General features: G+C 69.9%; 17 protein-coding genes. 14 read left to right on the top strand and 3 right to left on the bottom strand.

From position 1 onward, the window contains the following. The 6 genes from NM961_RS22880 to NM961_RS22855 all read left to right on the top strand — a co-directional run. A partial coding sequence (locus NM961_RS22880; RefSeq protein ID WP_255916493.1) for a transposase occupies positions 1-109 on the top strand: 109 nt, incomplete at its 5' end. Positions 110-235: 126 nt separating this feature from the next. Then, positions 236-2518 (top strand): putative Ig domain-containing protein, encoded by a 2283-nt coding sequence (locus tag NM961_RS22875; protein WP_255916752.1) that lies wholly within the window; start codon positions 236-238, stop codon positions 2516-2518. A gap of 102 nt (positions 2519-2620) precedes the next feature. Beyond that, on the top strand, positions 2621-3373 hold the full coding sequence (locus NM961_RS22870) for a tetratricopeptide repeat protein (RefSeq protein WP_255916751.1): 753 nt from the start codon (positions 2621-2623) through the stop codon (positions 3371-3373). A 132-nt stretch (positions 3374-3505) separates the two neighbouring features. Next, a complete protein-coding gene (locus tag NM961_RS22865) occupies positions 3506-6760 on the top strand; it encodes a S41 family peptidase (protein ID WP_255916750.1) in 3255 nt (1084 codons plus the stop codon). A gap of 242 nt (positions 6761-7002) precedes the next feature. Beyond that, on the top strand, positions 7003-7260 hold the full coding sequence (locus NM961_RS22860) for a YcgL domain-containing protein (RefSeq protein WP_439334243.1): 258 nt from the start codon (positions 7003-7005) through the stop codon (positions 7258-7260). A gap of 111 nt (positions 7261-7371) precedes the next feature. Then, entirely contained in the window at positions 7372-10782 is a 3411-nt protein-coding gene (locus NM961_RS22855; protein ID WP_255916748.1) for an ankyrin repeat domain-containing protein, read from the top strand. Positions 10783-11011: 229 nt separating this feature from the next. On the opposite strand, the gene NM961_RS22850 is transcribed toward NM961_RS22855, so the two are convergent. Further along, on the bottom strand, positions 11012-12826 hold the full coding sequence (locus NM961_RS22850) for a monovalent cation:proton antiporter-2 (CPA2) family protein (protein ID WP_255916747.1): 1815 nt from the start codon (positions 12824-12826) through the stop codon (positions 11012-11014). 110 nt (positions 12827-12936) lie between these two features. On the opposite strand from NM961_RS22850, the gene NM961_RS22845 reads away from it, so the two are divergent. Continuing rightward, entirely contained in the window at positions 12937-13287 is a 351-nt protein-coding gene (locus NM961_RS22845; protein WP_255916746.1) for a hypothetical protein, read from the top strand. Between the two features lie 30 nt (positions 13288-13317). On the opposite strand, the gene NM961_RS22840 is transcribed toward NM961_RS22845, so the two are convergent. Next, the gene (locus NM961_RS22840) at positions 13318-14799 is read right to left on the bottom strand and encodes a RimK family ATP-grasp domain-containing protein (protein ID WP_255916745.1); all 1482 of its coding nucleotides are present in this window, start codon (positions 14797-14799) and stop codon (positions 13318-13320) included. A gap of 268 nt (positions 14800-15067) precedes the next feature. Here NM961_RS22840 and NM961_RS22835 point away from each other — a divergent pair, with 268 nt between their 5' ends. The 3 genes from NM961_RS22835 to NM961_RS22825 are packed head-to-tail and all read left to right on the top strand — an operon-like array spanning position 15068 to position 16706. After that, positions 15068-15538, top strand: a complete 471-nt coding sequence (locus NM961_RS22835) for a GNAT family N-acetyltransferase (RefSeq protein WP_255916755.1) — start codon at positions 15068-15070, stop codon at positions 15536-15538. Then, entirely contained in the window at positions 15535-16113 is a 579-nt protein-coding gene (locus NM961_RS22830) for a TlpA family protein disulfide reductase (protein WP_255916744.1), read from the top strand. The genes NM961_RS22835 and NM961_RS22830 overlap by 4 nt, the downstream gene beginning before the upstream one ends. Positions 16114-16118: 5 nt before the next feature. Further along, positions 16119-16706, top strand: a complete 588-nt coding sequence (locus NM961_RS22825; RefSeq protein ID WP_255916743.1) for a DUF2179 domain-containing protein — start codon at positions 16119-16121, stop codon at positions 16704-16706. A 134-nt stretch (positions 16707-16840) separates the two neighbouring features. Here NM961_RS22825 and NM961_RS22820 read toward each other — a convergent pair whose 3' ends face one another. Then, complete coding sequence (locus NM961_RS22820; RefSeq protein WP_255916742.1) at positions 16841-17518, bottom strand: hypothetical protein; 678 nt, start codon at positions 17516-17518, stop codon at positions 16841-16843. A gap of 94 nt (positions 17519-17612) precedes the next feature. On the opposite strand from NM961_RS22820, the gene lptM reads away from it, so the two are divergent. Genes lptM through xerC form a run of 4 tightly spaced genes read left to right on the top strand, consistent with a single transcriptional unit; the run spans position 17613 to position 20171 of the window. Then, positions 17613-17741 (top strand): LPS translocon maturation chaperone LptM, encoded by a 129-nt coding sequence (gene lptM, locus NM961_RS22815; protein WP_255916741.1) that lies wholly within the window; start codon positions 17613-17615, stop codon positions 17739-17741. Between the two features lie 23 nt (positions 17742-17764). Continuing rightward, positions 17765-18589, top strand: coding sequence for a diaminopimelate epimerase (gene dapF, locus NM961_RS22810; RefSeq protein ID WP_343231937.1), 825 nt, complete (start codon positions 17765-17767; stop codon positions 18587-18589). Then, positions 18586-19269: a DUF484 family protein gene (locus NM961_RS22805; protein ID WP_255916740.1), complete on the top strand. Its 684-nt coding sequence runs from the start codon at positions 18586-18588 to the stop codon at positions 19267-19269. The genes dapF and NM961_RS22805 overlap by 4 nt, the downstream gene beginning before the upstream one ends. A gap of 8 nt (positions 19270-19277) precedes the next feature. Then, on the top strand, positions 19278-20171 hold the full coding sequence (gene xerC / locus NM961_RS22800) for a tyrosine recombinase XerC (protein WP_255916739.1): 894 nt from the start codon (positions 19278-19280) through the stop codon (positions 20169-20171). Positions 20172-20527: the final 356 nt, after the last annotated feature.

The following is a 20527-nucleotide window of genomic DNA, read 5'->3' as shown; positions in this document are numbered from 1 at the left end:
CGAAGGCATCAACAACCGCATCAAGGTCATCAAGCGCATCGCCTACGGCTTCCGGGACGATGCTTACTTCTTCCTTAAAATCCGCGCCGCCTTCCCCGGTAATGGGTGAAGAACCTTTTTTTTGCGCCGGCGATACGGCGCCCGGCGCGGCCCCGGACGGCGGGCGGCCGTTGCAATTGCCTCCCGTGCGAGTAGGCTCGCCAGCGTGCCCATCGGCACGCACCCGGGGGGAACCATGAAGCGACTTTTCGCCGGCGTTGCGGCGCTGCTGTACCTGCTTGCCTGCGCCAGCGCGCACGCGCAGACCACGCTCGAAACCTTCGAAACACAGACCCCCAACGCGGCGTCGTTCGTCTCCGGCGGGGTGACATTCGACATCGTCTCGCGCTCCGGCGGCACCTTCGACATCCAGGCCCAGTTTCCGGGCACCGGCTGGAACGGCAGCGCGAACGACAACCGCTACATCGACAACAGCGGCTCGGCCGCCGCCGGCCAGAACGTCGATTTCAGCCTCAGGACGCGCGACGGCTCGCGCTTCAGCGTCGAACGCCTGTGGCTGTACCTGGCCAATCAGAGCGCCAATGTCAATGTCTCCGGCAGCGTGACCGTGACCGGGAAACTCGCCGGCGCGACCGTCTTCACTGCGACGGGAAGCTCAGGCTTCGCCACGACCATGACGCCGAGCAACGGATTCTCGCTGATCGACCTGACCGTTTTCGGCGGCGGCAACAACGCCGCCAAGCTCATCGACGAACTGGCCGTCGCCACTGGCGGCCAGTTTGTCTATGTTGCACTCGACGCGCTGAGCTGGACCCGCTCGGCCGCCACGTATGCCATCACGACCAGCGTCAGCCCCGGCGGCGCAGGCACGCTCTCCTGCACGCCCAACCCGGTCAATTCCGGCTCGACGGCCAGCTGCACGGCGACGCCGAACAGCGGCTTCGTGTTCGACAGCATCAGCGGCTGCGGCCTCAACACGACGACCGGCCCGGGGCCGTTCACCACCGCGGCCGTCACCGCGAACTGCAGCGTGACGGCGACGTTCGTCGCGGCCCTCGCCGCCAACATCACGACCAATACCGCACCATCCTGCAACGGCGGCAGCAACGGCTTGCTCACGGTCACCGCGTCGGGCGGAACGCCGCCCTACGTCTACAGCTGGTCGCCCACCGGCGGCACCGGCGCCACGGCCAGCGCCCTTGCCGCCGGTACTTATTCGGTCCAGGTTACCGACAATCGCGGGCGCGTCACGGCCACCGCGGCGGTGCTGAGCCAACCCACCGCCGTCGCCATCAGCACCGCCAGCCTGCCCGACGGCATCGCCGGACAGCCCTACAGCCAGAGCGTGGCTGCCAGCGGCGGCACCGGTGCGCTCAGCTACAGCCTGGGCACGCCGAACAACCTGCCGCCGGGACTGACCTTGAGCAGCAGCGGCGCCGTCAGCGGAACACCGACGACAACGGGCGCCTACACCTTCCAGATCGTGGCCAGGGACGCGAATACCTGCCCCGGCGCGCGCACCTTCTCCAGCACCATCCGGGCCAGCGTCGGCGGCACGGTCAGCGGCCTTGCGGCCGCATCCAGCGTGACCGTGAGCCTCAACGGCACGCCGCTGACGCTCAACAGCAACGGTCCGTTCACCTTCTCCCAGGCGCTGGACAGCGGCGCGAGCTATAGCGTCGCCGTCGTCAGCCAGACCGCGCCGCAGCTGTGCACGCTGCGCCAGGCCAGCGGCGTGATCGGCACAGGCAGCGTCGGCAATGTCGCGGTCGAGTGCACCACGCTGGCGCTCAGCGTGACGCCGGCCCTTGTCTACCTCGGCGCCGGCGACAGCGCCGATTTCCTGGTCCGGCTCGACAACACCGGCGCGGCGCGCGCCAACAACATCGCGCTGACTGGGGTGCTTTCGGCCGCGTTCGATACGGCGACGCTGCAATGGCAATGCCTGGACGGCGATGCCAGCGCAACCTGCGCCGCGTCCGGCAGCGGCAGTTTCGCCGATACCGCGAACCTGCCCGGCGGACGCCATCTGACCTGGGCGGTCAATGTCGCGCTGCTGCCCGGCGCGCCGGAAAGCGGCGGCACCTTCGGCGTCACGACGGCGCCGGGCGGCCACAGCGCCCAGGGACAGGCCGTGCGCGTGCTGTTCCGCGACGGATTCGACACAGCGCCGGTGCAGCAGCTCGACGGCGCCGCCGCCGGCGCCGTTCTCCAGGCCGGCGCCACGCTGGCGCTGCTGCCGTCGCCGGGGCCGGATGCGGCCATCGTCGATCTCGTCACGCTGCGCGCCGCCATGGTCGCGCGCGTGCAGCAGCGCTGGCTGGACGGCCTGCCCTACCTGCGCCTGCATTGGCGCACGCCGCTGCAGGGGGCGCAGGTATCGCCCTGGTCGCGCGCGGCGGCGGACGGCCGCGCGGCCATCGGCAGCCTCGCCGTGGATGCGGCGCAGCGCGTGCTGCTGCTGGATGGAACGCAGCCGCCGCTGCGCTCGGACGCCTACGCCGCGCCGCCGCAATGAGCGTCGCGCCGGTGTGCGCGGCCGCCGCGCGCACCGGCCAGCCTTGCGGCAGGCGGAGCGCGCCGACAAGATAACTGCCCTGCCGACACGCGCGCCGTCCTCATGCCCGTCCTTCTCGTCGTCTCCGTCCTGCTGCAGTTCCTCTGCCTGGTGCACATGGTCCGCTCCGGCCGGCCGTACTGGTGGATATGGGTCATCATGATCGGCTCGTATCTGGGCATCGCGGTGTATTTCTTCACCCAGATCCTGCCCGACCTGCGCCACGATCCCGCCAGCCGCAAGCTGGTGCGCAGCGTGCAGGACAAGATCGATCCGGAACGCCAGCGCCGGCGTATCGCGCAGGAGCTGGAAATCGCCGACACCGTGGACAACCGCCGCCGACTGGCCGAGGAAAGCCTGCGCCTGGGCGATTACGCCAATGCGGCGGAGCTGTACCAGTCCATACTCAAGGGCATCTACGCCACCGACGCCGGCTTCATGCTCGGCCTGGCCCAGGCCCAGGCCGGCAATCAGCAGTACGCCGCCGCGCGCGACACGCTGGATGCGCTGATCCAGGCCAATCCGGATTTCCGCTCCGACGAAGGCCATTTCCTTTACGCGCGCTGCCTGGAGGAACTGGGCGAACATGCCCGCGCGCTGGAGGAATACGCCGCCCTGGCCACCAGCTATCCCGGCGAGGAGGCGCGCCTGCGCTACGGTCAGCTGCTGCAGCAGCTGGGACGCCCGGCGGAAGCGCGCAAGGTGTTCGAGGACATGCTCAAGCGCGCCCGCCTGGCGCCCAAGTACTACCGGCGCAAGGAACAGGAATTCCTCAGCGCGGCGCAGAAGCAGCTGGAAACGCTGGAACGCGCCTGAGTTCGCGCGGAGGCTGGCCCGGCGCTGCCCTCCCGCGCGCCTCGGCACCAGCGGGCTAGCCCTTTTGGCCCACGGCGGGCGCTGCTGCGTTTTCTACAATCCGACGGGTTACCCGCTGCGAGGAACCCGTTCATGCCCCTGCCGTCCGTCTCCGCCGCCCTGCTCGCCGCCGCCGCCGTATCGGCGCCGGAAGCGGGCTCCAGCCGTGTACTGCGCTTTCCCGACATCTGCGGCGACGCGGTGACTTTCGTCCAGGCCGGCGACATCTACCGCGTCGCCGCCGCCGGCGGCGTGGCACAGCGGCTGACCTCGCACCTGGGCAACGAGCTGTATCCGAAATTCTCGCCGGACTGCCGCTTCATCGCGTTCTCGGCCGAATACGACGGCACCCGCCAGGTGTATGTGATCCCGGCCGAAGGCGGCGTGCCGCGCCAGCTCACCTGGTACAACGATGTCGGCCCGATGCCGCCGCGCGGCGGCACCGACTACCGCGTGCTGGACTGGAGCCCCGACGGCAAGAACGTGCTGGTGCGCGCCAACCGCGTGCCCTACGACGAACGCAGCGGCCGGCTGTACCAGGTGCCCGCCGACGGCGGCCTGGAAACGCCGCTGGCCATGCCCGAAAGCGGCGGCGGCATGTTCTCGCCCGACGGCAGATCCGTGGTCTATACGCCGATAGACCGCGAATTCCGCAGCTGGAAGCGCTACCGCGGCGGCCGCGCCCAGGATGTGTGGACCTACGACCTGGTCAACAACAGCTCGCGCCGCCTGACCGAGTCCCCGGCCACCGACCACCAGCCCCTGTGGCTGGGCGACACGGTGTATTTCGTCTCCGACCGCGACGGCCAGACGCTGAACCTGTGGGCCATGCCGGCCCAGGGCGGCGAGGCGCGCCAGCTCACGCGCTATACCGACTTCGACATCCTCTGGCCCAGCGCCGGCAAGGATGCCATCGTGTTCGAGCAGGGCGGCTGGATCTGGCGCTTCAATCCGGCCGACGGCCAGGCGGTGAAGCTCGATATCCGCGTCAGCGGCGACCAGCCGCAGGCGCTGCCGGCATGGAAGAAGGTCGCCGGCCAGGTGGAGTCCTTCGATCTTTCGCCGCACGGCGAGCGCGCCGTGTTCGGCGCCCGCGGCGAACTGTTCACCGTGCCGGCCAAAAACGGCGAAGTGCGCAACCTCAGCCGCACGCCGCAGGCGCGCGAGATCAGCGCGAGCTGGTCGCCGGACGGCCGCCGCATCGCCTATCTCTCCGACGAAAGCGGCGAGTACGAGGTCTACGTGCGCGACCAGGACGGCAGCGGCGAGCCGCGCCGGCTGACCCGCGACGGCGGCATCTGGCGCTTCGCGCCGGCCTGGTCGCCGGATTCGAAGAAGCTCGCCTACGCCGACAAGCAGCAGCGCCTGCGCATCGTCGACGTGGACAGCGGCAGCCAGCGCGAGGTCGACCGCGGCCAGTTCGACGACATCACCGACTACGCCTGGGCGCCGGATTCCAGCTGGCTGGCCTACGCCCGCGCCAACGGCGCCGGGCTGTCGGAAATCTGGCTGTACTCGCTCGCCGACGGCAAGACCGGCGCGGTGACCGAATCCACCAGCAATGCCTTCAACCCGGCCTTCGACCCCAAGGGCCGCTGGCTGTATTTCCTCTCCACGCGCGACTACAACCTCACCTTCAGTGCGTTTGAACAAAACTACCTGTATACGAATGCAACGCGCCCCTACGCCGTGGCGCTGGCCGCCGACGCCCCGGCGCTGTACCCGCTCAAGAGCGACGAAGTGAAGCCCGCCGCGGCCGAGGCGGAGAAGCCGGCCAAGGAAGAAAAGCCCGCGCCGGTGCGCGTGCGCGTGGACCGCGACGGCATCACCCAGCGCGTGACCGCGTTCAAGGTCGCCGCCGGCAACTACCAGAGCCTGCGCGCCGGCGGCGATGCGATCTATTTCCTCTCCGGCGTGCCGCGCCAGCAGCAGCCGCTGGAACTGCGCCGCACCACGCTGGATGCCGACGCCGACAAGAGCGTGGCGGCCAACATCGCCGACTACCGCGTCTCCGCCGCCGGCGACACCCTGTTGCTGAAGCAGGGCGAGCGCTACGCCATCGTCAAGGCCGAGGCCGCGCAGGACTTCAACGCCGGCGCGCTGAACCTGGACCGCATGGAGCTGTACGTCGATCCGCGCGTGGAATGGAAGCAGGAATTCACCGACGCCTGGCGCATCCTGCGCGACTGGTTCTACGACCCGGGGGTGCACGGCGGCATCGAACGCTGGAACGGCATCCGCGACCGCTATGCCGCCTGGGTGCCGCACCTGGGCAGCCGCGCCGACCTGGATTACCTGCTGCAGGAAGTCGCCGGCGAGGCCAATGCCGGCCACGTCTACGTGCAATCCTCGCCGGACATGCCCAAGACCGAACGCCGCCCCGGCGGCCTGCTCGGCGCCGATTTCGCCGCTGACGCCTCGGGCTATTTCCGCATCGCGCGCATCTTCGGCGGCGAGAACTGGAACCGCGACCAGCGCTCGCCGCTGACCGAGGCCGGCGTCGGCGCCAAGGCCGGCGATTTCCTCATCGCCGTCGATGGCGTGGACGCGCGCAGCGTGAAGAACCCGTACCAGCTGCTGCAGGGCCGCGGCGACCAGGTCGTCAGCCTGCGCCTCAATTCCAGGCCCAGCGCGGCCGGCGCGCGCGAAGTGCGCGTGCGCACGCTGACCTCGGAGCAGAACCTGCGCTATGCCGACTGGGTCGCCTCGCGCCGCGCCCTGGTGGATAAGCTGTCCAACGGCCGCATCGGCTACATCCACGTGCCCAACACGGCGATCGAAGGCAACCGCGAACTCAACAAGGGCCTGCTCGCCTACCACGACAAGGAAGCGCTGATCATCGACGACCGCTACAACGGCGGCGGCTTCATTCCCGACCGCATGATCGAGCTGCTGGCACGCACGCCGCTGAACTACTGGAAGCGCCGCGGCGTGGATCCGGCGCCGACGCCGCTGGTTTCCCACGACGGCCCCAAGGCCATGCTGATCAACGGCCTGTCCAGCTCCGGCGGCGACGCCTTCCCGTACTATTTCCGCAAATTGAAATTGGGTACCTTGATCGGCACGCGCACCTGGGGCGGGCTGATCGGCATCTCCGGCAATCCGGGCCTGGCCGACGGCGGCAGCCTGCTTGCCGCGACCTTCCGCTTCATGAGCACGGAAGGCGAGTGGAAGGTGGAGAACGAAGGCGTGGCGCCGGATATCGAGGTCATCGACCGGCCCGAGCTGATCGCCGCGGGCAAGGATCCGAGCATAGAAAAGGCCGTCGAGGTGCTGCTGGGCCAGCTGCCGGCCGCGCCGAAGCCGCGGCTGCAGGCGCCGCCGGCGCCGAGCCACTTCGGCGGCTGATCCGCTGCGGCGGCGCCGTCGGCGCGGAATGAGGCGGCGCTGCCAGCCCCGGCAGCGCCGTTTTCGTTTCCGGCGGCGCGCATCCGCTCCGCGTCGTCTGCGGCGCCAGACCGCACGCCGGCACCGTACCGCCTTCCGCGCCATCGTTCCGCCGCACGCGAACCGGGCGATACCCGCGTCGCCTGCCGCACCGCTTGCGGCCGCCACGCCGGGGCGAGCTACCATTGCCTTCCCCCAGCCGGATGCCGCCGATGCAGTGCTTCGTCTACAAAAGCTTGAAACGCGCTGACACCTTCGTCTTCCTGCGCGAACGCGACGCCTTCGACCTGCTGCCGCCGACGCTGGCGGCAAGCCTGGGCCCGCTGCGTTTCGTGATCGAGCTGGCGCTGGCGTCCGAACGCAAGCTGGCGCAGGAAGACGTGGATATGGTGATGGCCAACCTGGCCGGCCCGGGCTTCCACCTGCAGCTGCCGCCGCCGCCCGTGACGCCCGGCGGCTGAACCCGCCTGATGCGGCGCAACATGTCGTAACCGCGCGCTTAATCCCTACTTACCGCGCGCGGCGATGTATCTGCATATACTCGCGCGGATTTTCGTGTACGGAAGTTCCGCGTGCCCCGAGCCAAGCCGTCGCGCCTCGCCGCCTTCGCCGCCAGCCTGCCGTTTTTCCTGCCGGCGGCGCTGTGTCTGCTCGCCGCCGCCTTCCTCACGCACCCGGCCGCCCTGCTCCTGCTGCTGGCGGCCAATTCGCTGACCCTGGCCGCGGTCTGCCACGGCCTGGGCTTCGCGCTGGAGGACAGCTTCGCCCGCACCGTGCTGCGCCGTGGCGCCGCCCACCTGGTGATGCTGGCCAGCTATACCGCCGCAGTGATGCTGCTGCTGGGCTGGCCGCTGGGCTGGCTGCTGCACGGCGGCTCACTGGCGGCGACGATGTGCCTGTCGGCCGCGGTGGTGGCTGCGCTGCTGCTGCTGTGGCGGGTATGGCCGGCCTTCGGCCTGGCCCTGGTCTGGGACGATGCCTACCCGGACGAGGAAGAGGGCTCCTGGATACTCACCGCGGTCTCGCGCAGCGTCACGTTCGCGCGCCACCTGACCGGCGAACATGAGCTGTTCTTCAGCCACGGCCTGCCCGTGGCCATGGCCCAGCTGGTGCTGGTCTGCGGCGCCGTCGCCATCGCCGGCCTGGGCGAGGCCGTACCCAGCGAAGTGCGCACCCTGGGCCTGCTGATCTACGCCGCCGCCCTGCCGCTGGGCCAGCTGCTGATCGCCAACCGTAGCCTGCGCGCGCTGCTGACCGCGCGGCGCGCCCGCCGCGGCGCCGACGAAGCGGCCCCGGCGGCGCCCGCCGCAGAAACCGATTGTGCATTGCCGCGCGAGCTGCCCGGCGGGCTCAACCAGGCCGAACTCGACGCCGCCCTGCTGCACGCCACCCGCTGCGGCCAGGTCGAACTGGCCCTGGCCGCGCTGGAGCGCGGCGCCCATCCGGATACCGTGCCGGCGGCCGGCGAACGCGACCAGCGCAGCGTGCTGATGCTGGCCGCCACCCTGCCCGAAGTGCGCCTGCTGCGCGCGCTGATCGCCAAGCGCGCCGATGTGAACCGCAGCCACGCCGGCCTCAGCCCGCTGCTGGCGGCCACGCGCGACAGCTACCAGGGCCGTCCCGACGCCGTGCTCACCCTGCTCGCCAACGGCGCCGACCCGGCCGCCGCTGACGCCCAGGGCAATACCGCGCTGCATTACGCCGCACTCGCCGCCGAACCCATCGTCGCCGCCATGCTGATCGACGCCGGCGCGCCGCTGGGCGCGGTCAACCGCGAAGGCCTGACGCCGCTCGGCCAGGCGGCGCATGCGGCCAACTGGACCCTGCTGCGCTTCTTCCTCGAACACGGCGCACGCAACGAAGTCGAGCACGCCCAGCCCGCGCTGATCGCCGCAGCCTCCATCGCCGATGACGACATCACCGGGGTCAAGCTGCTGCTCAAGCAGAAGGCCCGGGTCGATGCGCAGGGCCCGCTGGGCCGCACCGCGCTGATGGCGGCCAGCCTGGCCGGCCATGCGGCGATCACGCGCTGCCTGTTGGATGCCGGCGCGAGCGTGGACCTGGCTGACAGCCATGCCACCACCGCGCTGATGGAAGCCTCCCGCGCCGGCGCGGCCGAAGTCATCGCCCTGCTCGCCGCGCGCAAGCCGGATGCGGACAAGGTCGACCACCTGGGCCGCAGCGCCCTGGTCATCGCCTGCCAGTCGCGCCAGGCCAAGGTCGCCGCGGTACGCGCCCTGCTCGCCCTGGGCATAGACCGCCAGCGCCCCTGCCATGACGGCCGGCGCGCGCTGGAACACGCCATCGCCGGCGGACGCTGGGATCTGGTCGCACTGATCGACCCGGACTATCCGCTGCCCAGCTCGGTCAGCGAAGGCGGCGCCACTCTCACCGAAGCCGATTCCCCGGCCCATCTGCTGGATGCGCTGCGCTTCGGCCACTGGACCATCGCCGAAGGCATGCGCCCGCGCCTGGGCCAGTGGCCGCCGACCGAACTGGCCGGCATCTGGCTGGAACTGGCCACTCACAGCGACGCGCGCCCGCGCCAGTGGCTGCTCAACCACGGCCTGCGCGCCGATGCCTACACCGGCCGCGCCAGCCTGTTCGACGCGGTGCTGCAAGGCCTGCCCGATACCGCGACCGCCCTGGCCGAACTGCTCGAAGCCGGCGCCAACAGCGGCGGCGCCGGCGTGCTGCGGCGGGTACTGGAAGCGGCCCGCGCCAGCAGCGCCGAGCGGCGCGAAGAGCTGCTCGCCCTGGCGCTGGACCTGGCCCAGCGCGGCGCCGACAGCTTCGCTGCGAATGAACAGGGCGAGACCGCCGTACACCTGGCCGCCGCACTCGGCGCCGATACCTTGCTGGCGCGCCTGCTCGAAGCCGGCGCCGATCCCAACGGCCGCGACCAGCTCGGCCGCACGCCGCTGCATGCGGCCCTGGCCCTGCCGGCGCCGCAGCAGGAAGGCGTGGCGCGCTGCCTGATCCGCCACGGCGCCGATCCGGAACTGGCCGCCAACGACGGCGAAACCCCGCTGGGCCGCGCCCTGGGCGGCGGTTCCCGCGTGCTGCGCCACTGGCTGCACTGGCCGAAATGGAAACTGCCGCGGCGCCGGCTGCGTCCGGACGACCTGGTCGCCGCCGCGGCCCAGGGCGACAACGCCGCGGTGGAACGCCTGCTGGACCTGGGCCTGCCGCTGGAAAGCAGCGACAGCCAGGGCGCCAGCGCCCTGCTGCGCGCCTGCGGCCAGGGCCATGTGCCGACCGTGCAACTGCTGCTGGCGCGCGGCGCCGACCTGGGCCATGCCGCGGCCAGCGGCGCGACCTGCCTGTCCGCCGCGGTCAGTGCGCGGCGCGAAGCCGTGGTGGACGAACTGCTGCGCTACGGCGTGGCGCTGGACCAGCGCCTGCCCGGCGGCGGCACCACGCTGATGATCGCCGCGGCGCTGGGCTTCCCGGAACTGGTCGAAAAACTGCTCGCCGCCGGCGCCAATCCCAACCTCGCCGACGAGAAAGGCTCCACCGCCCTGCACGCCGCCGCCCACTACGCCTTCGGCCATGCCGGCCGGCGCGCGCACGCGGTGCTGGAAGCCCTGCTGCGCCTGGGCGCGGCACCGAACACGCGCAATGCCAAGGGCCAGACGCCGCTGCTGCTGCTGGTTGGCGGCCGCGCCGATCCGGGCTCGTCCTGCGACCCGGCCCAGATCGCCCATACCGTCGCCCTGCTGCTGGATTTCGCCGCCGATCTGGACGCCCAGGACGACCGCGGCGTCAGCGCCCTGCACGCCTGCGCCATCCACGGCCTGCTCGGCTGCGCCCGCCAGCTGCTCGCCCGCGGCGCCGAACGCGAGATCCGCGACTGCCTCGGGCGCAGACCGGCCGAGCTGGCCGAACTGCTGGGCTACGCCGACGTCGCCGCCGAACTGGGCGCAAGCGCGGCAATCCCCAGCCTGGCGCAGATGCTGCGCCAGCCGGTCGGCGGGGCTTGAGCCGGGATCCGGATCCGGCGTTCGCAGCAGGCGAGCGGTGGAATCCGAAGTTTTTGCCCAGTGAAATTTGCCGGATTTCTTCGAGAAAAAGCGGAAAGCCCGCTCCCCCAAGCGCGTAAACGCGCTTGGGGGAGCGGGCTTTCGCAACCGGATCCGGCATGGCAGCCAGCGGCCGCGCAGCTGCGTCGCGGCACAACCCGATTGATGAAGCTCTGTTGCGCCCCGCTACTTACCACTCGCGATTAGCCGCCCCCGACCACTCCTTGTTCGCCGGTGCCGACGTATCCGCAGCGAAGATCTGCTCCAGTTCGGTCAGGGCCTCCTGCGCGCTCTGGATCAGCGCCGCGTCATCGTCATAGACCAGGTGCTGGGCCTTGAGCAGTTCCTCGTCGTGGGCACGGAAGCGGGCGATGCGGTCGGCAGCCACGCGCGGCGGCTGGCCCAGGGCTTCCAGCACCTGGCGGGTGAGGTCCAGGCTGCCGTCCAGGGTCTCGCGCACCACGCCGTCGACATTCAGGTCCATCAGCCGGAACGCATGCTGGCGGTTGCGCGCACGGGCGAAGATCTTGAGATTCGGATACATGCGCTTGACCAGGCGCGCCGTGCGCACATTGGCTTCCGGGTCGTCCGTGGCCAGCACGAAGATCTCGGCCCGGTCCGCATGCGCGGCGCGCAGCATTTCGGGCCGGCTGGGATCGCCGAAATAGATGGTGCTGCCGAAACGGCGCGAAGCATCGACCTGCTCTATCGAATTCTCCAGCGCGGTGAACGGGATCTTCTGCGCACGCAGCACGCGCGCGACGATCTGCCCGACGCGGCCGAAGCCGGCGATGATGACGCGCGGCGGATCGCCGTCGATGCGGTCGAATTCGCGCGTGGGTTTCTTGGTCTGCGACGTGAGCAGCTGGCCCAGCGCCAGCAGCAGCGGCGGCGTCAGCGCCATGGACAGCGAGATCACCAGCGTGAGCAGCCCGTGCACGCGCGGGTCGATCAGCGCATTGCCGGCGGCGAGCTGGAACACGACGAAGGCGAACTCGCCGCCGGCCGCCAGCACCACCGCGAGCGACAGCGACTGCCAGCGGTCCAGCCCGCCGATCACGCTGCCCACCGCGAACAGCACGCCGCCCTTGAGCAGGAGCAGGCCGGCGGTCAGCCCCAGCACCAGCCAGGGCTCGCGCAGCAGCAGGCCCAGGTCCACGGCCATGCCCACGCTGACGAAGAACAACCCCAGCAGCAGGCCCTTGAACGGCTCGATCTGCGATTCCAGCTCGTGGCGGTATTCCGAATCGGCCAGCAGCAGGCCGGCCAGGAAGGCACCCAGGGCCATGGAAATGCCGGCCAGCTCCATCAGCCAGGCCGTGCCGATGACGACCAGCAGCGCGGTCGCGGTGAACACTTCGGGAATATTGGTGCCGGCGACCATGCGGAACACCGGTCGCAGCAGATAGCGCCCGGCCAGCACGATCAGGGCGATGGTGCCGACCACCTTGGCGCCCTCGACCGTATTCACCGCCACGCCCTTGCCCATGGCCAGCACCGGCACCACGGCGAGAATGGGAATGGCCGCCAGGTCCTGGAACAGCAGGATGGCGAAACCCTGGCGGCCGTGGGCCGAGGTCAGCTCCTTGCGTTCGGCCAGCAGTTGCAGGCCCAGGGCGGTGGAGGACAGGGCCAGGCCCAGGCCTATGATGACTCCCGCCTTGGGGGCGATGCCGAATGCGAAGGCCGCCAGGGCGGCAATGATGCCGGCCGTCAGCAGCACCTGCGCCAGGCCGGCGCCGAACACCGCCTTGCGCATCACCCACAGGCGCTGCGGCGACAGCTCCAGGCCGATCACGAACAGCAGCAGCACCACGCCCAGCTCGGAGATATGGCTGATCTGCTCCGGGTTCTGCAGCAGCTTCAGGCCCGCCGGCCCTATCACCGCGCCGGCGATGAGATAGCCCAGCACCGCGCCCAGCTCGAACTTCTTGGCGATGGGCACGGCGATCACCGCGGCGGCCAGCAGCACGACGATGTATTGCAGGATGGAATGGTTTTCCACGCGCGGCCTCCCGGGTTCGACCCCGATTATGTCATGCGCGTTTTGCGGGCTCGCAGGATCTGAGACCGCCCGGCGCGAAACTGGCCTGGCACCCACGAGCCGAGAACGCCATGAGCCAGTCCCCGTCAACCCATGCCACCGATGCGGCGCACGAATCCACCCTGATCGCCCGCTGCATCGGCGGATGGCTGTACTGCGGCCTCGCCGGCGTCCTGCTGCTGCCCGCAGCGCGCGCGCACTCGCCGGAATTCGGCTGGCTCGCCTACTGGCTCGTGGGTGCACCTGTACTGATGTGGGCGATGCAACGTCGCCAGCTGTTGGCGCGGCGCGCACAGGCCATCCTCGTCGGTCTGTTCGCGCCGCGTGTTTCCGGCGTGGCCGGGGCAGGAAGCCCGTTCGACCGGCGCCAGGGATGGCTCCACGCCAGGATGCGGCCGCAGGCGAGGAAACTGCGGCGCTGACCCGATCCGGGATCGCCGGATCGCGCAATCTCAGTCCGTGATCCCCAGGCGCTTGCGCTCCAGCCGCCGCAGGAATTCCTCCATGATGCGGCGGTAGAGGTCCTCGCCCAGGTACTCATCCTCCACGCCCGCGTCGATCGAGGGATTGTCGTTCACCTCGATCACCACGTTGCGGCTGCCGGCCTGCTTGAGATCCACGCCGTAAAGGCCATCACCGATCAGCGCGGTGGCCTTGAGCGCCAGGCGCACGATTTCGGGCGGCGCCTCGCGCACCGGCAAGGTCTTGAAGCCGCCGGACTTGGCCGTGCCGCGCGCGCCGTGGTTGTAGATCTGCCAGTGGCCGCGCGACATGAAATACTGGCAGGCGTACAGCGGCTCCTTGTTCAGTACGCCTATGCGCCAGTCGAACTCGGTGTAGAGATATTCCTGGGCGATCACCAGCGCCGTGTGCTGGAACAGGTCTTCGGCGCCCTTTTTCAACTCTTCCGCATTTTCCACCTTGACGATACCGCGCGAGAACGAGCCGTCCGGGATCTTCAGCACGATGGGAAAGCCCAGCAGCGCCGGCAGCTCCGCCAGGCGCTTGGCGTCGTCGCGGAACAGGATCTCGCTCTTGGGCGTGGGCAGCTTGCGTGCGCGCAGCAGGTCGTGCAGGTAGATCTTGTTGGTGCAGCGCAGGATCGAGGTCGGGTCGTCCATCACCACCATGCCTTCCTTCTCCGCCTTGTTGGCGAAGCGGTAGGTGTGGTTGTCCAGCGCCGTGGTCTCGCGGATGAACAGGCCGTCGTACTCGGCCAGGCGGCTGTAGTCGTTGCGTGTGATCGGATCGACTTCGATGCCCAGGCCCTTGCCGGCCTCGATGAAGGATTTCAGCGCACGCTTGTTCGACGGCGGCATGGCCTCGGCGGGGTCGTGCAGCATGGCGATGTCGTAGCGGTATTTGCGCCGCGCGCGCGGCTTGCGCCACAGCTTCTTGGAGAAGCGGTCCAGCGCGTCGGCGAAGGCATCTTCCTGCGGATCGTTCAGCGTGTGCAGGCCGGTGGGCTTGATCGCCGAGATGCGCCATTCGCGTTCGCGTTCGAACTCGATGCGCAGGATGGGACAGGGAAAGGTTTCAAACACCTGCCGCGCCAGGTCCTGCAGCGGGCCGTAGCTGGTCTCGCCGAAATACACCTGCAGGCCGAAATCCGTGGTGTCGCGCGAATCCGGCAGGAAGCGGCTGAGTTTCTGGTTGAGGTCCTCGATATCCAGGCCGTACAGCGAGCGCCGGCGCAGATCGTTGATCGTGCGCACCGACGGAATCACCTTGTGCCCGCGCGCCTCGGCCAGCAGCGAGACGTAATAGCCGGTGCCCAGGTATTTGTAGCTGCGGCACAGGTTGATGACCTGGGTGCGCTCCTCGTCGCCGGACAGCGGCTCGCGCAGGTAGTCGCTCGCGGCCATGACGTTTTCGGACGGATGGTAGGAACTCCAGTCCGAGGCTTTTTCCACGACGATGACGAGGCGGCTCATGGGCGGCGGAGGCGGAGTGCGCCGCGCATCGCGGACGCCGTGGCAGGGTCGGGCATAGGGGGAGCGGGCGGATGAGGTTGCGGCGAGCGGCGCGAGTTTGACACAGGGGCTGTGAGCACGGCACGCCGGATTGGTTCCCCGGCCGGGAATGCGCAATCGCCGTGCGGCCGCGGTTCAGCCGCGCGCTGAAACGGTGCGCCGCCGCGCCGGTCCGCTGCTGCAATCGCAGCAGCGCGGGCGCAGCCCTGCTAGGCTGCGCGCCGTGTCCATTCCCGCTACCTACACCGTGCGCCGTGCCGGACCTGCCGACCTCGCTGCCCTGGTCGCGCTGGAACAGGCCAGCTTCAGCTACGACCGCATGAGTCCGCGCCAGTACCGCCGCCATCTGGCCAGTCCCGGCGCCGCGGTGCTGCTGGCGGAGGATGCGGGCGCGCTGCTCGGCTCGGCCCTGCTGTTCTTCCGCCGCGGTTCGGCGCTGGCACGGCTGTACTCGCTGGCGACCGCCGCGGCCGCGCGCGGCCGCGGCATAGGCAAGGCCCTGCTGCAGGCCGCGGAGGCCGAGGCCCGCCGCCGCGGCGCCGCACGCCTGCGCCTGGAAGTGCGCCGCGACAATGCCGCCGCCGTGCAGCTGTACGAGAAACACGGCTACCGCCGCATCGCCGAGCTGGCCGCGTATTACGACGACGGCGCCGATGCCTGGCGCTACGAAAAATCCCTGATCGCCTCCCCGCCGCCATGAAAACCCTAGCCCTGCTCGCCCTGCTGAACCTGGCCGGCGCAGCCGCGCCGCCCGAAGCCAAGGACACGGCGCAGCCGCCCAGCGGCGGCGACGCGGACACGAAAAAGGAAGTCTCCGTCGCCGCCGCCGGGCTGATGCCGCCGAACGTGCAGCTGACCGAAGCGGTGATGGAAAAGCGCGCCCTGCATTCCTGGGAATCCGCCGGCCTGCGCCTGCCGCGCATCACCGTCTTCGTCGAAGGCACCGGCCATGTGCTGCACGCCATAGGCTGGGACAACCGCCTGCCCGGCCGCTTCGACAAGGCCCTGCTGCGCGAGCGGCCGCTGGACAAGCTGAAGTTTTCCGACCTGCTCGAACGCATCAACGACAGCAGCGGCCAGCCGCTGGCCGCACCGGCGCTGCAGCCCGGCGACGTGGTCGTGCTGACCTACTGGGCCAAATGGTGCCTGCCCTGCGGCACCGCGCTGGGCGAGCTGCACAAGCTGATGACCGCGGCCAGTGGCCGGCGCTTCGTCTGGATCACGGTGGAAGCCGATCCGGTCGCCCAGAAGATCCTGCGCCAGACCCTCCGCTGACCGCCATGCAGACCCTGCTCTACCTGATCGAAACCTATCCCGCCGTGCTTGCGCTGGCGATCTTCTGCGCCCGCATCGTCGACGTCACCTTCGGCACCATCCGCATCCTGGTCGGCTTCCGCGGCTACCGCCTGCTCGCCGCGCTGATCGGCTTCTGCGAGGCAGCCATCTGGATCATCGCCGCGAGCAAGGTGATCGGCCACGTCGATCACTGGTACCTGGTCATCGCCTATGCCGCCGGCTACGCCACCGGCAACTATGTCGGCATCACGCTCGAACGCCGCCTGGGCGTGGGCCGCGAACTCGCCCGCATCATTTCCTACTGCGCTTCCTGCAACTTGGCCGAGGCGCTGACCAGGCGCGGCTATTCGGTGGTGGAACTGGCCGGCAGACACCGCGGTGCAGCCTCGGTGCAAGTGCTCTACGTGGTCGACAGGCGCCGCCGTATGCCCGAGCTGCTGCGCCTGGTGCATGAGCTGGATCCCGCCGCCATCTACACAATTACCGATGTGAAGTCCTGCCATGGCGAGGATGTGCATGCGCTGGACGCCGGCGCGGCGCCGGGGATAGCGCTGCGTTCCAAGCGCAAGTAGCGCAGGCCGCTGCGCGGCAGACGCCGTGCAGCACATCGCCGGCGCCGATGTATTCCCGCAAAACCATGCCGCGCGTTGCAGCGTGACGAATCCGACGCCGGGATTTGCCGCGCCGGCACAAGTCGCTGCGGCGGCTACCAGCCCGACGCCTCCAGCTTGGCCCTGGTCTGCTCATCCGCCGGCCGCGCCACCAGTCCGCCGGCCGCAGCCAGGGTGACCTGGTAGCGCGCGCCGTCGATCAGCGGCATATAGGCAGCGCTGCCGAAATCCGCATCGACCCAGGGCAGCCAGGCCGGGTACTGGCGCTTGAGCTGCCACAGGTCCAGCACGCCGTCGCCGCCGAGCGCGGCGACGCTGGGCGGAGTGGACTGGGCCTTGGCGGTGTCGCGCCAGCGGCCGCTGAGACGCTCGACCCGGTACAGCGGCTGCGCGCCCAGGCTGACCGCGCGCGGCGTCCACTTGATCACGCGCGCATCCAGCTGCCAGTCGTCGCCGGCCAGTTGCACGCTCTCGTGGCTGCCGTCGGCGAGATCCACCCGCACCGCCCACTGCTGCGGACCGAAGGCAAGTACGCCGACAGTGGCAACGGGTTCCTCGGCGACCAGACGCTGGTAGCCATCCAGCGACAGCGACAGGGCGCAGGCCAGCAGCGCGAGCAGGATCAGGCTCAGCAGCCACGCGCCGCGATGACAGGCCGACAGACGCCGGCGCTGGCGCCAGCGCCGGCGCACGGCGAAGGCCTGGGCCAGCGCGGCCAGGCCGAACAGGCCGGCGGCGACGGCGGGAAGCAGGGCGGGAATCTCAAACAGCATGGGGGATCGCCGTACCCGGGATGGGCCTCGTTATACTGCATCCCTCGCGACGGCCGCATCCGCAGCCGCGCCATCTTTACGCCAAGGTTCTGACATGCCTGGAATTATCCGCGCCGCGCTGCTTCTGACCCTGCTCCTGACCCTGGCCGCCTGCGGCAACAAGGGCGACCTGGTCAAACCCGGCACCACGCCCGCCCCGGCCAAGAGCGAAGCCGCCCAGTGAACGCCGCGCCTCGGCCGGATTTGTTGCCTTTTAGCAAAATGCACGGCGCCGGCAACGATTTCGTCGTGATCGACTGCCGCCGCCAGCCGCTGCCGCTGGACGCCGCCGCCATCGCGCGCCTGGGCGACCGCCACATCGGCGTCGGCTTCGACCAGCTGCTGACCATCGAACCCGCCCGCGACCCGGCCTGCGCCTTCCGTTACGGCATCTACAACCGCGACGGCAGCGAAGCCGGCCAGTGCGGCAACGGCGTGCGCTGCGTCGCCGCCTGGCTGCGCCGCGACGGCGCGCTGGGTCCGGGCCTGACCCGGCTGCAGAGTCCGTCCGGCGCGGTCACGGTGGAAATCCTCGCCGACGGCCGCGTGCGCGTGGACATGGGTATACCCGATTTCACGCCCGCCGCGATCCCGCTGCGCGAAGCCGTCGCCGCGCCGCTGTACGCGCGCGAACTGGGCGGCGCGCGGGTCGAATTCGGCGCAGTCTCGATGGGCAATCCGCATGCCGTGATCGAAGTCGCCGCGGCCGGCCGGGCGCCGGTGGCAGAGTGGGGCCCGGCGCTGGAAAACCATACCGATTTCCCCGACCGCGCCAACATCGGCTTCGCCGAAGTGCTGGCGCCGGACGAGATCCGCCTGCGCGTGTGGGAGCGCGGCGTGGGCGAGACCCAGGCCTGCGGCAGCGGCGCCTGCGCCGCGGCCGTGGTGCTGCACCAGCGCGGCCGCTGCGGCAGCGAGGTCCGTGTGCATCTGCCCGGCGGCCTGCTGGAAATCTCCTGGGCCGGCCCGGGCCGGCCGGTGTGGATGACCGGCCCGGCCGCCTTCGTTTTCGATGGGAACTATCACCTATGAGCGACCTGAGCCTGAAGGACGGACTGACCGCGATGGAAGTGGCGAGCTATCTGCGCCGCCATCCGGAATTCCTCAACGAATTTCCCGACCTGGCCATGGCGCTGCGCCTGCCGCGCGACCAGGGCGCGGCGGCCTCGCTGGCCAGCTACCAGCTCGACGTGCTGCGCGACAAGAACCGCGAGCTGAACCGCCGCCTGCGCGAACTAATCGAGATTGCCCACGAGAACGAACAGCTGATGATCCGCGTGCACACGCTGACGCTCTCGCTGATGCGTGCGACGTCGCTGGGCGACAGCCTCAACCGCGTCGTCGCCGGGCTGACCGAGGATTTCCACACCGACCTCGTGCGTATCGTGCTGTTCGGCCGCAGCCAGAGCCTCGCGACCAACGAATGGCTGCTGCTGGAACCCGCCGGCAAGGCCGGCCTGCCCGCCTTCGCCGAATTCCTGCAGCGCAACGAACCGCTGTGCGGCCGCCTGCAGCCGGACAAGCTGGCGGCACTGTTCGGCGCGCGCGCGGACGAAGTGCTGTCGGCCGTGCTGATGCCGGTCAACGGCCTGGGCATGCTGGCCATAGGCAGCCGCGACATGGACCGCTTCCATCCGGGCATGGGCACGGTCTTCCTCAAGCTCATCGCCGAGGCCATCACCGCTTCGGTCACGCGCTACCCGCTGGACTGAACCGCCGAATGAGCGCCCTGGCCGGCGACGTGGCGCGCTTTCTCGATCACCTGCGGGTGGAGAAGCGCTACGCCGCCGGAACCCTGACCAACTACGCGCGCGAACTGGCCACGCTGCAGGCGCATGCGGAAACGCTGGGACTGGGCCACTGGCGCGAACTGCGCGCCGAGCCGCTGCGCAGCCTGGTCGCGCGCGAACACCGCCGCGGCCGCGAGCCCGGCAGCCTGCACCACCTGCTGTCGGCCTGCCGCAGCTTCTTCCGCTGGCTGCTGCGCGAGGGCCTGATCAGCCAGGATCCGGCCGCGGACGTGCGTGCGCCCAAGCTGCGGCGCAAATTGCCGCAGGTGCTGGATGTGGACGAAGCCAGCACCCTGGTCGAGATCCCCGCCGACACGCCCGAGTCGCTGCAGGACCGCGCCATGCTGGAGCTGTTCTATTCCAGCGGCCTGCGCCTGGCGGAGCTGATCGGCCTGACCTGGAACGATATCGACCTGGGCCAGGACCTGGTGCGCGTGCTCGGCAAGGGCTCCAAGACGCGCGTGGTGCCGGTGGGCAGCAAGGCCCATGAAGCCCTGGCGGCGCTGCGCGAACAAGCCGCGCCCGAACCCGCGGCGCTGGTCTTCCCCGGCCGCGCCGGCAAACCCATCTCACCCGCCACCGTGCGCCGCCGCCTCAAGGGCTGGGCCAAGAGCCAGGGCGTGTGGAAGCGCGTCTATCCGCACCTGCTGCGGCATTCCTTCGCCAGCCATCTGCTGGAGTCCTCCGGCGACCTGCGCGCCGTGCAGGAACTGCTGGGACATGCGGATATTTCCACCACGCAGATTTATACGCACCTGGATTTCCAGCACCTGGCGCGGGTCTACGATGCGGCGCATCCGCGGGCGAAGCGCAAGCGGGAATGACGGGACGCCGCTGCGGATTTGCCAATCCGCGGATCCAGGGAGGCGAGTTTGCGGGCTTGCGGATTGCGGCCCGGCGCGCAGCTTCAACGAAGCCGAAATGGCCCTCTCCCCCAAGCGCGTTCACGCGCTTGGGGGAGAGGGTTGGGTGAGGGGGCGGCGCCTCAGAATGCCTCGAAGCGACGGTTTTCGGCGCGAACCCGCCAATTGAATTCAATGGCGAAAATTCAAACGATGGCGCGGGATTCGGCGTTTCCCCCTCACCCCGGGCCCTCTCCCCCCAGCGGGCTTGGGGGAGAGGGAGCGTTCCGGCGAATATGGAATTTGCGCTTCAATTTCGGCACAAGCCAAAGCGCCAG

This window comes from Tahibacter harae (assembly GCF_024437735.1).
Taxonomy (GTDB): Bacteria; Pseudomonadota; Gammaproteobacteria; order Xanthomonadales; family Rhodanobacteraceae; genus Tahibacter; species Tahibacter harae.
This window is presented reverse-complemented; position numbering and strand designations above follow the sequence as displayed.

Coding starts and splice junctions, on each gene's coding strand:
- NM961_RS22840 (WP_255916745.1), bottom strand. CDS start 14,799: ATGAGCCGCCTCGTCATCGTCGTGGAAAAAGCCTCGGACTGGAGTTCC.
- NM961_RS22845 (WP_255916746.1), top strand. CDS start 12,937: ATGAGCCAGTCCCCGTCAACCCATGCCACCGATGCGGCGCACGAATCC.
- NM961_RS22875 (WP_255916752.1), top strand. CDS start 236: ATGAAGCGACTTTTCGCCGGCGTTGCGGCGCTGCTGTACCTGCTTGCC.
- NM961_RS22870 (WP_255916751.1), top strand. CDS start 2,621: ATGCCCGTCCTTCTCGTCGTCTCCGTCCTGCTGCAGTTCCTCTGCCTG.
- NM961_RS22865 (WP_255916750.1), top strand. CDS start 3,506: ATGCCCCTGCCGTCCGTCTCCGCCGCCCTGCTCGCCGCCGCCGCCGTA.
- lptM (WP_255916741.1), top strand. CDS start 17,613: ATGCCTGGAATTATCCGCGCCGCGCTGCTTCTGACCCTGCTCCTGACC.
- NM961_RS22860 (WP_439334243.1), top strand. CDS start 7,003: ATGCCGCCGATGCAGTGCTTCGTCTACAAAAGCTTGAAACGCGCTGAC.
- NM961_RS22830 (WP_255916744.1), top strand. CDS start 15,535: ATGAAAACCCTAGCCCTGCTCGCCCTGCTGAACCTGGCCGGCGCAGCC.
- NM961_RS22820 (WP_255916742.1), bottom strand. CDS start 17,518: ATGCTGTTTGAGATTCCCGCCCTGCTTCCCGCCGTCGCCGCCGGCCTG.
- NM961_RS22825 (WP_255916743.1), top strand. CDS start 16,119: ATGCAGACCCTGCTCTACCTGATCGAAACCTATCCCGCCGTGCTTGCG.
- NM961_RS22805 (WP_255916740.1), top strand. CDS start 18,586: ATGAGCGACCTGAGCCTGAAGGACGGACTGACCGCGATGGAAGTGGCG.
- xerC (WP_255916739.1), top strand. CDS start 19,278: ATGAGCGCCCTGGCCGGCGACGTGGCGCGCTTTCTCGATCACCTGCGG.